Raw genomic sequence first — 13759 nt, forward strand, 5'->3', positions numbered from 1 at the left:
ACACAGCGGGGGATCTGCGGAGACCCGATCGCGGATCGATGAGCACCGACGCGCGGAAGGCACCAGGCACTGACTAGACTGTGACACATGCGTATCGCCAGATTTGTACATCAGGACGAACCCAAATACGGAGTCGTCGAAGGTGAAGTGCCGCCGATCACCGACGGAAGCTGGGACACGTCGGGACTCGAACTTGCCGTTCTCGACTCGGACCCCTTCTTCTCTCCGGCCCAATCGACAGGCGAGAGACTGAAGATCGACGACGTGCGTCTGGTCAGCCCCATCCTGCCGCGTTCGAAGGTGATCGGCGTGGGCCGCAACTTCGCCGCACACGCAGCAGAACTCGGCAACGAGGTTCCCGTGACCCCGGTGACCTTCTTCAAACCGAACACCGCGGTCATCGGCCCCGGCGACCCCATCCGCCTGCCCGCGATCAGCGAATACGTCTCCTATGAGGCCGAACTCGCCGTCGTCATCGGCCGTGTGGCCAAGGGCGTGAAGGCGGAGAACGCCTTCGACCATGTCCTCGGCTATACCGCGAGCAACGATGTCACCCTGCGCGACCTCCAGAAGTTGGACAAGCAGTGGACTCGGGCGAAGGGCTTCGACACCTCGGCCCCGCTGGGTCCCTGGATCGAAACCGAACTCGACGTCGACGACCTCGGCATCCGGTCCTGGGTCGACGGGGATCTCAAGCAGGACGGCACCACCGCCGACTTCATCTTCGATATCCCGACCATCATCGAACACCTGTCGGAGACGATCACCCTGCTGCCCGGCGATGTCATCCTCACCGGAACCCCGGAGGGGGTCGGTCAGATCGTGTCCGGCAACCGCGTCGACATCGCCATCGAAGGACTCGGTGTCCTGTCGAACCCGGTCATGGACGCCTGAGCCGACCGCCGCCTCGGCGATCGCATCCACGGAACACCAGAGCCGCCACACCACCAGCGCCACCGCGCACACCACAGACTCACACCCGAGAAGATCACGCAAAGGACAATCGTGAGCGTCAAAGTTCGTTTCTGCCCATCACCCACCGGCACCCCGCACGTCGGCATGGTCCGCACAGCCCTGTTCAACTGGGCCTATGCCAAGCACACCGGCGGCAAGTTCGTCTTCCGCATCGAGGACACCGACGCGGCACGTGACTCCGAGGAGAGCTTCGGCCAGGTCGTCGATGCTCTCAAATGGCTGGGCCTGGACTGGGACGAAGGCATCGAGGTCGGCGGAGACAACGGACCCTACCGCCAGTCCCAGCGTGGCGAGATCTACTCAGGCGTCATCGAGAAGCTCAAGGCCGGCGGCCACATCTACGAGTCCTACTCGACGAACGAGGAAGTCGAAGCCCGGCACAAGGCGGCTGGCCGTGATCCGAAACTCGGCTACGACGGCTACGACCGCGACCTCACCGACGAGCAGAAGGCCGCCTTCCGCGCCGAGGGCCGCGAACCTGTATGGCGCGTGCGCATGCCCGATGAGGACATCACCTTCACTGACCTCGTTCGCGGCGACATCACCTTCAAGGCCGGCACCGTGCCCGACTTCGTCGTCGTCCGCGCGAACGGCCAGCCGCTGTACACTCTGGTCAACCCCGTCGACGACGCACTCATGGGCATCACCCATGTGCTCCGCGGCGAGGACATCCTGTCCTCGACCCCGCGTCAGATCGCTCTCTACGAACACCTCAAGGCTATCGGCATCGCCGAGGCGACCCCCGAGTTCGGCCACCTGCCCTACGTCATGGGCGAGGGCAACAAGAAGCTGTCGAAGCGCGACCCCGAATCGAACCTGTTCCTCCACCGCGAGAACGGGTTTATCCCCGAGGGACTCATCAATTACCTCGCCCTGCTCGGCTGGTCCGTCGGACCCGACCGCGACGTGTTCAGCGTCAAGGAATTCACCGAAGCCTTCGACATCCACGATGTCCTGCCCAACCCGGCCCGCTTCGACGTGAAGAAGGCCACCGCCATCAACGCCGACCACATCCGCCTCCTCGAGCCGGATGACTTCCGTGACCGTCTGGTGCCGTATCTCCAGGCCGCCGAGGTGCTCCCGGAGTCCCCGACAGATGCTCAGCTGGCGATCCTCAACGAGGCGGCTCCGCTCGTGCAGACCCGCATGAAGCTGCTCGGAGAGGCTCCCGACCTGCTCGCGTTCCTCTTCACCTCCGATGACGACCTCGTCATGGCCGAAGACGGACTGAAGACGCTCAAGGACTCCGCCCCCGAGGTGCTCGCCGCCTCCATCGAGGTCCTCGACGGACTCGACGACTGGACCACGGCGAAGCTCGAAGAGGTGCTGTCGGCCAAGCTCGTCGACGAGATGGAGATCAAACCGCGTCTGGCCTACGGGCCCCTGCGTGTGGCCGTGTCCGGCCGCAAGGTCTCACCACCGCTGTTCGAGTCGATGGAGATCCTCGGCAAGGACTCCTCGCTGAAGCGCCTCAAGGCACTCGCGGCACAGCTGTGAATCAGACGACCTGGACCCGCGGGGGACTGCACTTCCGTGACGTGACGGTCACCGTGCCCTTCGATCATTTCGGACGGGCGGGGGAGGCCGCCTCGGCGGGGGAGAGCGCCGCGACTGCCGCCTCGGGGAAGGTGAATCTGCCGGACACGATCGACGTGTTCGCCCGGATCATCGCCACCGAGGCGGACAGTCAGAAGCCGTACCTCGTGTACCTGCAGGGCGGGCCCGGCGTGGAAGCCCCGCGCCCGGGCATCGTCGGCGGTCCCGGCGGCTGGGTGAAGCGTGCCCTCGAGGAGTTCCAGGTCGTCATGCTCGACCAGCGTGGAACCGGAAGATCGAATCCGATCGGCTCTGTCGATGGGGCCATCACCGGGCTGAGGACGGTAGGGGAGGCCCCGGCCGCGATCGCCGAGGCGCTGTCCTTCTTCCGTGCCGATTCGATCGTCGAGGACGCGGAGATCCTACGCCGCCACCTCGGCGCGGAGATCTGGTCCCTGCTGGGTCAGTCCTTCGGCGGCTTCACGACTCTGCGCTACATCTCCGCGCATTCGAGTGCCCTTCACGAGGTGTACTTCACCGGCGGTCTGCCGGCGATCGGCCTCGACCCGGCGACCGTCTACGGACGCACGTGGGAGGGCATGATCCGCAAGTCCGAGCAGTATTACGCAGCGTTCCCCGGCGACCGTGAGAAGATGCGGCGCCTCGTCGACCTTGCGTCTGTCGGTGACGGTCTCGCCCTGCCCGGGGGAGCGCGGGCGACGCCGGAGCGGATCCGTCTGCTCGGGCACTTCCTCGGCACCTCGGATGGTCCGGAGAAGCTGCATTATCTGCTCGACCTCGACTTCTCTTCGGGGGCTTTCCGGCATGACCTTGCCGCGTCTCTGCCGTTCTCGGGGCGCAACCCGCTCTATGCCGTCATCCACGAATCCTGCTGGGCCGACGGCACGGCGACGAATTGGGCGGCCAGGCGGGCGATGCCCGATGCCGTGGTCAAGGATCCGACGCTGTTGGCCGGCGAGCATGCCGGGCCGGAATCGCTGCATGAGGATCCCGAACTCGCGCCCTTCGCCGAGGTGGCAGAGATCGTCGCCGCACGTCAGTGGCCCGGTCTCTACGATGTCGACGCTCTGCGGGCCGCCTCGGTGCGCGGTGCTGCGGCAGTGTACTTCGAGGACGCGTACGTGCCGGTGGAGTATTCGCTGGCCACGGCCGAGCATCTCTCCGGGGTGCAGCCGTGGGTGACGAACGAGTACGAACACAACGGTCTGCGCGCCGACGGCTACCGGGTCCTCGACCGGCTCATCGGCCTCGCTCGCGGGTGAGGCCGGGGCCGTCGGGGCCGGCAGAGCGAGCCTGCGCGCGCGGGACTTCTGGGCCCGTCGACGGGCCGGGTGCGGTGAGCCTATTCTGTTAAGAAGGTCACACTGAAAAGGAGCCTCTCGGATTTGTCGGGAGGCGGGGTGCTTGTGTAGAGTTATATCTCGTTGCTCAGGGAAATCTCCTCGGGGATGACCTTGAAAAACATTGGGCTATGGTGTAATTGGCAGCACGAGTGATTCTGGTTCATTTAGTCTAGGTTCAAGTCCTGGTAGCCCAGCGGACACAGTCTGGATCAGTCCAGGAGTGTTGTTCTAGCCCCCGTCGTCTAGTGGCCTAGGACGCCGCCCTCTCAAGGCGGTAACGGCAGTTCGAATCTGCTCGGGGGTACGGTTGAGCCCCGCATCGAATTTCGGTGCGGGGCTCACTCTAATTCACGGGCGTTCCTGCACCGTGTCAGCATCCGCGGGTTCAAGATTCATATGCACTGATTGAGATCACCACTTCTGCACATTGAAGCCGCTCCTGCACCAGAAATATAGGGCGCAGTGAGTCAGCGGCCGACTGAATCGGCGATGCGCTTCGTATGTTCGGCCGTCTTGATATTGGAGACGATGAGCTCGAGCACGAGACGCACGCCGATGACCCACAAGGCCGGAATGATCCAGCCGAAGATGATCGACAGGATCAGCGGCAGCACGCTGAAGCTCGGTCCGCCGCTGAGGTAGCTCGACGCCGAACCTGCGGCGATTCCCGTGGTGATGCCGGCGACGATAGTCCCGAGATAGGACAGGACCGCGACCACGATCGCGATGATGTAGATGAAGCCCGCCCACTTCACCGCGATGAAGTTGTCGAAGCGGATATCGAACAGCGACTTGAAGAACCCAGCCTGCTGAGGCGCCGACTGTGGAGCCTGACCATACCCAGGCTGACCGTAGGCGGGCTGACCATAAGCCTGCTGCTGTGCCGCTCCTTGCGAGTATGCGTGCTGCTGATAAGGATCCTGCTGATAAGCGCCGGGCTGCGAATATCCGCCCTGCTGGTACGGCTGCCCCTGTGCCTGGTCGGCATGGGGATCATAGGTGCCCTGCTGATAGGTGGGCTGCTCGGGCCGGAACTGTGCCTCCTGGCCGTGCTGCGATGCCTGAGCATCCTGGCCGGGCTGGAACTGGGAGTTCTGGGGACTCTGCGCCGACTGGTCCGAGGCGGATTGAGCACTCTCCGGCTGGTCTCCCGGTCCGGGGTTCTGGCCGTCGAGGTTCTGCTCAGCCGAGCTGCTGTTCGGGTCGTTCGGGTTCTGCGGTGTCGACATGGTGTCCCCTTCGAGAATGGAACGCACCCAGGACAGGGCACGCTCGCCTGATATCTGCCTGTAGTCGCAACCTATCAGGATGCGCCGACTCGCGGCAGGGCGACTGTCATTTCGGAAGGAAGCACGAAGTGTCGTCTGCCCCGGTCAGAGCGATGCTCCACTCGACGACAAGCTCGTCACCCGGGGCGACGACGTCGAAGTCCTCGCCGGCTTCGCCCGCTGCGAATGCATTCGGGGGACAGGTCATCGGCTCGATCGCAATCGCCCGACGTGCCAGATCCTCATCGAGGCCGTCGCCCGTACACGCCTGCCAGGTGCGGAACCCTGGCCCCATCCCGACGACGACCTCGCGCAGATCTGCACCCTTCAGCCGTGCCCGCGACCATCCGTCGTCACCGCGCCGAGGTGAGCCGTACGCATCATCGAGGATCGTGCCGCCGATGAGGCGCAGCGCCCGGAAGTCCTTGCACACCATGCATGCCGAATCATCGGAGGCGTGATCGGCCGGGACGGCAGTGCCGTCATCGAAGGGGCGAACAGCCGTGGGGATAAGCCGCTCATCGGTCTCGTGCCAGTGCGCAGCGGGAATGACGAGCTGAGCCTCATCGACAAGGGCATCGTCAACGGGGTCGGTTGTACCCGGTGGGGCAGTGCCCGGGGAGAGCCACGGATGAAATCCGAAACCGAACGGTGCGGGAGCCGACCCCGAGTTCAGGGCACGTGCACGCATGCGCAGCTCCGCCTCGGCGAGTTCGAAATCCACCTGCAGATCGAACGCGAACGGATACCCCGCGGTCGGCCCCAGCGTGAATGCGAGACTGACCGTCGACTCGGTGCGCTCGACTACGGACCATTCGACATCGGCGACGAGGCCGTGCAAGGCAGCATCCCGCTCGGGCTCGGTGATCGGCAGCCGGTGGCTGTCCCCGGCGAAGTCGTAGCGACCCCCATCGATCCGGTTCGGCCAGGGGGCGAGCACGGCTCCGTCGAAGGCGTTCATCGGCACCACGACCGGACGATCGCCGACGCTGAAGCGCACCAGGCTCGCGCCGATGGGGGAGATGACCGCCGCTGACTCGTCACAGGCGAGTTCGATGGTGGCGGTCATAGGTCTCCAGGGTGCTCGAGCGCGGGAAGAACAGTTGCAGATATTCTACGCCGTCCGCACGAATCCGGGCCGCCAGATGTTAGCATTATGATCGAAAATGATAACTTTTGGGAGGTCTGATGCCAGCGTCGCATCGCCGGGCGAACCTGTCCGATGGTCGCGAGATCCTGTTCTTCCAGGACCCCGACTCACCTGCACCGACGATCGCCGCCGACCCCCGGCCACACGATTCGCGCCCCGACAGCGGAACCCTGCGCTTCGACGTCCTCACCGGCGAATGGGTCGCCGTGGCCACCCACCGACAGACCCGCACCCACCTGCCCGCCGCCGCCGAGTGCCCGCTGTGCCCGTCGACGACGGACCGTCCCACAGAGATCCCGGCAGTGGACTTCGACGTCGCCGTCTTCGAGAACCGCTTCCCCTCCCTCGGACCCGGCCTCGGTGATGTTCCGTCCGCGCAGAGCGTGGACACCACCTTCGCCGAGGCGGCCGCCGACTCCGCCGAAACCGTGACATCTGCGCTGTCGGGACCGGGATACGGCCGCTGCGAAGTCGTCGTCTTCTCCTCGGAGCACACCGGCTCCTTCGCATGCCTCGGCACCGCACGCGCCCGCACCGTCATCGACGCCTGGGCCGATCGGACCGCCGAACTCTCTGCCCTGCCGGGCATCGAACAGGTCTTCATGTTCGAGAACCGCGGGGAGGAGATCGGAGTGACGATGAACCACCCGCACGGTCAGATCTATGCTTACCCGTATGTCACCCCGCACACCGCGATCATCTCGGCCCGGGCGCATGAACACCTGCGCCGGACCGGTCGGCCGCTGCTCGGCGATGTGCTCGCCTTCGAACGCGAGGCAGGAGAGCGAATGATTCTTGAGACCGATCACTTCTCCGCTTTCGTGCCCTTCGCGGCCCGTTGGCCGATCGAGGTCCACCTCGTTCCGCACCGCCAGGTGGGAAGCGTCGACGAGCTCGACGAGTCCGAACGCGACGACCTGGCCCGCGTCTATCCGGAGGTGCTGCGCCGTATCGACGGCCTCTACCCGAGTCCCACTCCGTATATCGCGGCCTGGCACCAGGCGCCGGTCAACAGTGCCGACCGCCGCGCCGACTGGCTCCACCTCGAGATCACGAGCCCCCGCAGAGCGGAGAACAAGCTGAAGTTCCTCGCCGGTTCGGAGGCCGCTATGGGCGCCTTCGTCGGCGACGTCTCCGCCGAGGAGACCGCAGCCAGACTGCGTGCCGTGACCCTGGAGCCCCTCGCCGAGGCGGCCGTACCCGTGAGCGCGAACGCGAGCACGGCTTCGGCACTCGACCCGGAAGACGATCGTTCATGACCACAGAGACCCCCGAGGCCGTATCCACACCGACCCCCGAACACCTCGCCGAGGAGTTCGAGTCCCTGTTCGGATACCGTCCGATCGGTTCCTTCCGTGCTCCAGGCAGGGTGAACTTCATCGGCGAACACACCGACTACAACGCCGGCTTCGTCCTGCCGATCGCCATCGATCGGGCGGTGTACGTCGCGATCGGTCGGCGACCCGACAACGGCGCTGCCGGGCGAGGCGGGGACGCCGCAGGGCGGCAGGTCGATGACGCAGAGAACACGGGGACTGTGCAGCCGCCTCGGCGTGGGGAGAGCATTCGCATCGTTTCAGACCATCGCGATGACACCGGCCAGAGAATGTTCGGCCAGTTCGCGGCCGCGGACCTCGTGCCCGGAAGCCTGCCCGGGTGGCTGAGCCATCCTGCCGGAGTCGTCGATGAGATCGCGAAGACCACTGGCACGGTGGTCGGCGGAGTCGACCTCTATATCGAATCCACCGTGCCCGTCGGTGCCGGACTGTCCTCATCGCACGCACTCGAAGTCGCGGTGCTCATCGCCCTCGACGAGGTGTATGGCCTCGGACTCGACGACCGGGAGAAAGTCCTGCTGACTCAGCGAGCCGAGAACGACTTCGTCGGTGCGCCGACGGGCATCGTCGACCAGGCCGCGTCGATCATGACCGAGGCCGGGCACGCGCTCTTCCTCGACTGCCGCGACCTCAGCGCTCGCCAGATTCCCTTCGACCTCGACGCCGAGGGACTCAGACTCCTCGTCATCGACTCGAAGGTCTCTCACTCGCACAGCGAAAGCGGGTACGGCGCCAGACGGAGGACCTGTGAGGAGTCCGCCGCGATCTTCGGAGTCGACAGTCTGCGGGAACTCGCCGATGACGTCGACCTGAGCGAACTGACCGAGGAGCAGCGCAAGCGGGTGCGCCATGTCATCGCCGAAAACGCCCGGGTCCGCGCCACCGTCGAACTGCTCGAGGACAATGAACGATCAACAGGCGACGATCACGACGCGCACATCAGAGCAATCGGCGACCTGTTGGTGGCTTCCCACGAATCGCTGCAGCACGACTACGAGGTCTCCTGTGTCGAACTCGATGTGGCGGTGGCTGCTGCGATGGGAGCCGGGGCGCTCGGCGCGCGGATGATCGGCGGCGGCTTCGGCGGTTCCGCGATCGCCCTCATCCACGCAGACCGGGTCGAACAGGTCGGCGATGCCGTCACCTCGGCATTCGCCGAGCACGGCTACGGGGAGCCGGACATCTTCGCCGTCAGTGCCGGCCGGGGCGCTGCCCGTTTCGACTGAGCTCCTGATTCGGCCGAACCTGTTTCGGCTGAGCCGCCGGTGCAGCCGAGCCGGGCAGGCATTGACCTCTCGAAGCAACGCGGTTCATGCTTGAACCTCAGACGAGGATGAACTCGGAGCGGGGGAGCGGCATGGATATCTGCGACGTCAATGGAGTGAGCCTCGGCGTCGACGAGTTCGGAGAGGCGGATGCGCTGCTGGTTCTCTGCCTCGGTGCCCCGACGATGCTGTCCTGGCCCGATGCTCTGTGCGAGCAGCTGGCAGAGCAGGGACGTCACGTTGTGCGCTGCGATCTCCGGGATGCCGGGGCCTCGAGCCATGGTGATCTCGAATCACCGGACTACACTCTGCGAGACCTCGCGGCTGATGCCGCCGAACTCGCACGGACCTTCGATGGCCGACCCGCTCATCTCGCAGGAATCGGTATCAGCGGGATGGTCGCACAGGTCGCGGCGCTCGACTACCCTGAGGCGTTTTCGGCACTCACTCTCATCGGCACCCGACCGGTCGCTCCCGGTCCCGTCGACGATGACCTGCCGGATCATGATGAGGCGACGATGGGTCCGCTCTTCTCCCGACCGCAGCCGGACTGGACGGACGTCGACTCGGTGGCCGACTATATGGCCGAAGGTGCACGGATCCTCGGCGACGACCCTGAAGAGGCCCGCGAGGTCGCCGTGCGGATCTGGGAGCGAACACAGGGCTCTGATTCAGAACAGGGCTCAGTTCCGACACAGAACTCGGATCCGGAAGCTCATCTGGCCGATCAACTGGGAATGGTGTTCTCCCGCCTCGACTGCCAGCCACGCTGGCGAGAACGACTGCCGCAGCTGACGGTGCCGACTCTCGTCGTGCACGGCAGGCGTGACCCGTTCTTCCCCGTGGGCAATGCGGAGGCGCTCGCCTGGGAGATTCCCGGTGCCCGGCTGCTGACCCTCGAGGAGGCCTCGACGGCCGTACCGGTCGCGGACTTCCCCGAGGGTGTGAGAGCGATGGCCTCGCTCTGAGCAGACCGGCTCAGACGGCCTAGGGTCGCTTCTGACCCGGCACCGCGCGGACTCGGGGAATCACTCGGACCCAAGGTCCGCCTCGGCGACGGTGTCAGTCGGTGCCGGCCGCGCCTGCGGCGTCGTCGGGGGTTTCGACGATGCGGATCGGGCGCAGCTTCGCCCAGATGAGGAAGACGGCCGCGGCGATGATGAGGCCGATTCCGGTCCACAGGTTCGCATCGACCCCGCCGGTGCGCTCTGCTTCGTCGGGAGTGAAGCCGACGATTCCGGCGATCGTGAGGATGACGCCGAAGATCGCCAGCAGCGCACCGATGAAGTTGCGGACGTCGAAGGCGCCTGCGGTCTTGGTCAGTTCGTTGGACTTGCTCATGGGTCTCACTGGCTCCTTCAGCCGAATGTCACGTTGAGGATGATGACGAGCACCAGAGCGACACCCGCGACGGGCACGGGGCGCTTCCAGAACGGCGCCTTCGGTTCGCTGAGGTCCTCGAAATCGGACTTCGGGGTCTCCGAGTAGACGAGTCCGCGCAGCTCCGCGGCGGGCTTCGGCGTGGTGAACAGGGTGACGATCACCGACAGAACGATGTCGACGACGAACGCCGTGCTGGCCGCGAGGAATGCGGCACCCTGACCGGGCAGATCGAGGACTCCGGTCTCGGCGAGGATGAACACGAACACGGCCGAGAGCGTGCCGCCGACGAGGCCGACCCAACCGGCGGTCGCCGACATCCGCTTCCAGAACATACCGAGGATGAACGTGGCGAACAGCGGGGCGTTGAAGAAGCCGAACAGCGTCTGCAGGTAGTCCATGAGGTTGGAGAAGTTGCCCGCGATGAGCGCTGTGAAGATCGCGACGACACAGGCACCGATCGTCGCCCAGCGGCCGATCTTCAGGTAGTAGTCGTCCTCGCGGTCCTTGACCACGTACTGCTGCCACAGGTCATAGCTGAAGACCGTGTTGAACGCGGAGATGTTCGCGGCCATACCGGCCATGAACGCGGCGAGGAGGCCGGCGATCGCCACACCGAGGAGACCGTTGGGCAGGACCTCGCGCATGAGCAGGAGAAGCGCGTCGTTGTACGTCACGCCCGTCTGTTCGAGCGCGGTCGCCTCGTCGATGGAGGCCGAGATCTCCTTGAACTGCGTCATCTGCGGCACGAGGACCGCGGCGATCATGCCGGGGACGACGACGATGAAGGGGATGAGCATCTTCGGGAACGCACCGATGATCGGGGTCAGGCGCGCGGCATTGATCGACTTCGATGCCATGGCGCGCTGGACCTCGACGAAGTTCGTCGTCCAGTAGCCGAAGGAGAGGACGAAGCCGAGGCCGAATACGATGCCGACGACCGAGAGCACGGGGTTGGAGAAGCCGGAGAGCTGCTCGCCGGGCCAGCTGCTCAGCTGCTCGGCGCCGAGCATTCCGTCATTGCTCACTCGGTCGACCAGCCCGTCCCAGCCGCCGACGCGATTGAGGCCGATGAGGGTGAGCGGCAGGAGGGCAGCGACGATGACGAAGAACTGCAGCACCTCGTTGTAGATGGCCGCGCTCAGCCCGCCGAGGGTGATGTAGGACAGGACGATGGCGGCGGCGACGATGAGGGTGATCCACAGCGGCCAGCCGAGCAGTCGATTGACGATCGTGCCGAGCAGGAACAGGTTGACGCCGGCGATGAGCAGCTGTGCGACCGCGAAGGACAGCGCGTTGACGAGGTGAGCGCCCGTGCCGAAGCGCTTGCGCATGAACTCCGGAACCGACCGGACCTTCGACCCGTAGTAGAAAGGCATCATCACGACGCCGAGGAACAGCATCGCCGGGACCGCGCCGATCCAGAAGTAGTGCATCGTCGGCATGCCGTACTGGGCGCCCGTGGCGGACATGCCCATGATCTCCACGGCGCCGAGGTTGGCCGAGACGAAGGCGAGGGCCGTGACCCAAGCAGGCAGGCTCCGTCCGGAGAGGAGGAACTCGATGCTCGAGGAGATCCCGCGCTTGGCGAACCAGCCGATGCCGAGGACGAAGATGAAGTAGATCGCTATCAGCAGATAGTCGATCCACTGTGCGTCCAAGCGGATTGCTTCCAAGGTTCCTCCATATGCGTCAGTGCATCGCTTCGTAATGCGTCAGTGCATGGCTGCGTGTGGTGTAAGACACCCGAGTGGACACTTTAGAGGATTGTGAGCCTGATCGCTAGTGATCGAACCTGAACAGTTTTGATCGTTTGCTGGCGAGGGTCAGACGACCTCGACCTCAACGCCCGCCTCGCGCAGGGCGGTGAGTTCGGATTCCTCGCTCTTCGAATCGGTGATGAGCTGCTGGATCTGCTCGGTCGGAACAGTGAGCACCGATGAGCGGAGACCGACCTTCGTGTGATCGACGAGCGCGGTGACGCGCCCTGCCCCGGCGGCCATGGCCCGATCTGTATCGGCGACAGGAAAGGCGGGAGTCGAGAGCCCGAAGTCCGCGGCCAGTCCGTTCCCGGAGAGGAAGACGGTGTCGGCGCGCAGGCCGAGCAGCTGAGACACCGTGCCGCCGCCGACGAAGGCCCGGATCGAATGGCGCAGCAGACCGCCGACGACGATGACCTCGTTGTCGGGGGAGGAGACCATGGCCTCGGCGACGAGCAGCGAATTCGTCACCACGCGCAGACCCGAACGCGTCACGAGTTCCTTGGCCAGCAGTTCGGTCGTCGTTCCCGGCCCCAGCGCCACGACGTCGCCGTTGCGCACCTGGGCCGCTGCAGCACGCGCGATCGCCGTCTTCTCGGCCAGAGCCTGCTCGAGCTTCTCCGCATAGCTCGACTCCCGCGCGCTCGAGGCGAGAACGGCGCCGCCGTGGGTGCGGATGAGTCTGCCCTCCTCGGCGAGCTGATCGAGGTCCCGGCGGATGGTCACGGCCGAAGTATCGAGCTTCTCCGACAGGGAAGTGATGGAGACGGCGCCGTCTCTCTCGATCGTATCGACGATGATGTTGCGTCTCTGAGCGGCGATCATGGGGCCATAGTACAAGCCCGGAGGTCGGGCCGACTTCAAGGACGAGGCACGACCGCGGGCCCGGAGGGATGATCCTCCGGGCCCGCGGTCAACCCGTTCGCCGCTGGGCGAGGTGCGATGGGCGCTGAGTCGGACTCAGCCGCGCACGAGTGCCTCGGTCAGCGCACGCGCGGCGTCGATGACCGACTTCGCGTGCAGGCGGCCGGGCTGGCGGGTGAGCCGGTCGACCGGTCCGGAGATCGAGACGGCTGCGACCACCCGATTGCTCGGACCGCGCACGGGAGCCGACACCGAGGCGACCCCCCGTTCGCGTTCGGCGATGGACTGGGCCCAGCCTCGGCGGCGGACCCCGGAGAGCATGGTCGCGGAGAACCGGGCACCGCGCAGGCCCGTGTGCAGACGGTCCGGCTCCTCCCAGGCCAGCAGCACCTGAGCCGCAGAACCGGCGCGCATCGACAGCGTCGCGCCGATCGGCACGGAGTCGCGCAGACCCACGGGGCGCTCGGCCGCGGCCACGCACAGGCGCAGATCGCCCTGACGGCGGAAGAGCTGAGCGGACTCACCCGTCTGATCGCGCAGCTGACCGAGCACCGGCCCGGCCGCGGCCAGCAGGCGGTCCTCGCCGGCGGCCGACGACAGCTCGGCCAGACGCGGCCCGAGGACGAAACGTCCCTGCAGGTCGCGACCGACGATGCGGTGGAATTCGAGGGCAACAGCCAGGCGGTGGGCAGTGGGGCGTGCCAGTCCGGTCAGCGTCACCAATTCGGCGAGAGAGGCGGGTCCGGCCTCAAGTGCGGAGAGAACCATTGCGGCCTTGTCGATGACCCCGACGCCGCTACCATTGCTTGTCATAGGCACCATTGTGCGCGTCTCAGTGGGCGAGATGCAAGTTCGCATTG

The 13759-nt window shown here is 65.7% G+C and carries 12 protein-coding genes and 2 tRNA genes; 8 read left to right on the plus strand and 6 right to left on the minus strand.

Features of this window, described 5'->3' with window-relative positions; translation table 11 throughout:
• Positions 1–87: 87 nt before the first annotated feature.
• The 5 genes from KTJ89_RS11830 (at position 88) to KTJ89_RS11850 (ending at position 4179) form a co-directional block, all read left to right on the plus strand.
• Positions 88–894, plus strand: coding sequence for a fumarylacetoacetate hydrolase family protein (locus tag KTJ89_RS11830; protein ID WP_259357873.1), 807 nt, complete (start codon positions 88–90; stop codon positions 892–894).
• A gap of 165 nt (positions 895–1059) precedes the next feature.
• On the plus strand, positions 1060–2472 hold the full coding sequence (gene gltX, locus KTJ89_RS11835; protein ID WP_374990279.1) for a glutamate--tRNA ligase: 1413 nt from the start codon (positions 1060–1062) through the stop codon (positions 2470–2472).
• Entirely contained in the window at positions 2469–3794 is a 1326-nt protein-coding gene (locus KTJ89_RS11840) for an alpha/beta fold hydrolase (RefSeq protein WP_259357875.1), read from the plus strand. The genes gltX and KTJ89_RS11840 overlap by 4 nt, the downstream gene beginning before the upstream one ends.
• Before the next feature lie 203 nt (positions 3795–3997).
• Positions 3998–4069: transfer RNA gene (locus KTJ89_RS11845), tRNA-Gln, on the plus strand.
• A 37-nt stretch (positions 4070–4106) separates the two neighbouring features.
• Positions 4107–4179: transfer RNA gene (locus KTJ89_RS11850), tRNA-Glu, on the plus strand.
• 163 nt (positions 4180–4342) lie between these two features.
• Here the strand turns inward: KTJ89_RS11850 and KTJ89_RS19260 are convergent.
• Together KTJ89_RS19260 and KTJ89_RS11860 are read right to left on the minus strand one after the other, a co-directional pair.
• Positions 4343–5104, minus strand: a complete 762-nt coding sequence (locus KTJ89_RS19260; RefSeq protein WP_310650290.1) for a DUF4282 domain-containing protein — start codon at positions 5102–5104, stop codon at positions 4343–4345.
• Positions 5105–5210: 106 nt separating this feature from the next.
• Positions 5211–6212: an aldose 1-epimerase family protein gene (locus KTJ89_RS11860; RefSeq protein WP_259357876.1), complete on the minus strand. Its 1002-nt coding sequence runs from the start codon at positions 6210–6212 to the stop codon at positions 5211–5213.
• Positions 6213–6331: 119 nt separating this feature from the next.
• On the opposite strand from KTJ89_RS11860, the gene galT reads away from it, so the two are divergent.
• From galT to KTJ89_RS11875, 3 genes are all read left to right on the plus strand, one after another.
• The gene (gene galT, locus KTJ89_RS11865) at positions 6332–7552 is read left to right on the plus strand and encodes a galactose-1-phosphate uridylyltransferase (protein ID WP_259357877.1); all 1221 of its coding nucleotides are present in this window, start codon (positions 6332–6334) and stop codon (positions 7550–7552) included.
• A complete protein-coding gene (locus KTJ89_RS11870) occupies positions 7549–8856 on the plus strand; it encodes a galactokinase (protein WP_259357878.1) in 1308 nt (435 codons plus the stop codon). Before galT ends, KTJ89_RS11870 begins: the two co-directional genes overlap by 4 nt.
• Positions 8857–8942: 86 nt before the next feature.
• Positions 8943–9863 carry an alpha/beta fold hydrolase gene (locus KTJ89_RS11875; RefSeq protein WP_259357879.1) on the plus strand — a complete coding sequence of 307 codons (921 nt, stop codon included), beginning with the start codon at positions 8943–8945 and terminating at the stop codon, positions 9861–9863.
• Between the two features lie 94 nt (positions 9864–9957).
• Here KTJ89_RS11875 and KTJ89_RS11880 read toward each other — a convergent pair whose 3' ends face one another.
• The 4 genes from KTJ89_RS11880 to KTJ89_RS11895 form a co-directional block, all read right to left on the minus strand.
• The gene (locus tag KTJ89_RS11880; RefSeq protein ID WP_139468840.1) at positions 9958–10236 is read right to left on the minus strand and encodes a hypothetical protein; all 279 of its coding nucleotides are present in this window, start codon (positions 10234–10236) and stop codon (positions 9958–9960) included.
• Between the two features lie 17 nt (positions 10237–10253).
• The gene (locus KTJ89_RS11885; RefSeq protein WP_139468839.1) at positions 10254–11951 is read right to left on the minus strand and encodes a sodium:solute symporter family protein; all 1698 of its coding nucleotides are present in this window, start codon (positions 11949–11951) and stop codon (positions 10254–10256) included.
• Positions 11952–12101: 150 nt separating this feature from the next.
• Positions 12102–12860: a DeoR/GlpR family DNA-binding transcription regulator gene (locus KTJ89_RS11890; protein WP_139468838.1), complete on the minus strand. Its 759-nt coding sequence runs from the start codon at positions 12858–12860 to the stop codon at positions 12102–12104.
• Between the two features lie 135 nt (positions 12861–12995).
• Positions 12996–13712 (minus strand): IclR family transcriptional regulator, encoded by a 717-nt coding sequence (locus tag KTJ89_RS11895; RefSeq protein ID WP_025777351.1) that lies wholly within the window; start codon positions 13710–13712, stop codon positions 12996–12998.
• Positions 13713–13759: the final 47 nt, after the last annotated feature.

The organism is Brevibacterium sediminis (genome assembly GCF_024895295.1).
GTDB classification, from domain to species: Bacteria; Actinomycetota; Actinomycetes; order Actinomycetales; family Brevibacteriaceae; genus Brevibacterium; species Brevibacterium sediminis.

Bases quoted from the DNA above. Each gene is read 5' to 3' on its own strand.
- gltX (WP_374990279.1), top strand. From the start codon at position 1,060: ATGGTCCGCACAGCCCTGTTCAACTGGGCCTATGCCAAGCACACCGGC.
- KTJ89_RS11880 (WP_139468840.1), bottom strand. From the start codon at position 10,236: ATGAGCAAGTCCAACGAACTGACCAAGACCGCAGGCGCCTTCGACGTC.
- KTJ89_RS11895 (WP_025777351.1), bottom strand. From the start codon at position 13,712: ATGACAAGCAATGGTAGCGGCGTCGGGGTCATCGACAAGGCCGCAATG.
- KTJ89_RS11830 (WP_259357873.1), top strand. From the start codon at position 88: ATGCGTATCGCCAGATTTGTACATCAGGACGAACCCAAATACGGAGTC.
- galT (WP_259357877.1), top strand. From the start codon at position 6,332: ATGCCAGCGTCGCATCGCCGGGCGAACCTGTCCGATGGTCGCGAGATC.
- KTJ89_RS11860 (WP_259357876.1), bottom strand. From the start codon at position 6,212: ATGACCGCCACCATCGAACTCGCCTGTGACGAGTCAGCGGCGGTCATC.
- KTJ89_RS19260 (WP_310650290.1), bottom strand. From the start codon at position 5,104: ATGTCGACACCGCAGAACCCGAACGACCCGAACAGCAGCTCGGCTGAG.
- KTJ89_RS11890 (WP_139468838.1), bottom strand. From the start codon at position 12,860: ATGATCGCCGCTCAGAGACGCAACATCATCGTCGATACGATCGAGAGA.
- KTJ89_RS11870 (WP_259357878.1), top strand. From the start codon at position 7,549: ATGACCACAGAGACCCCCGAGGCCGTATCCACACCGACCCCCGAACAC.
- KTJ89_RS11875 (WP_259357879.1), top strand. From the start codon at position 8,943: ATGCTTGAACCTCAGACGAGGATGAACTCGGAGCGGGGGAGCGGCATG.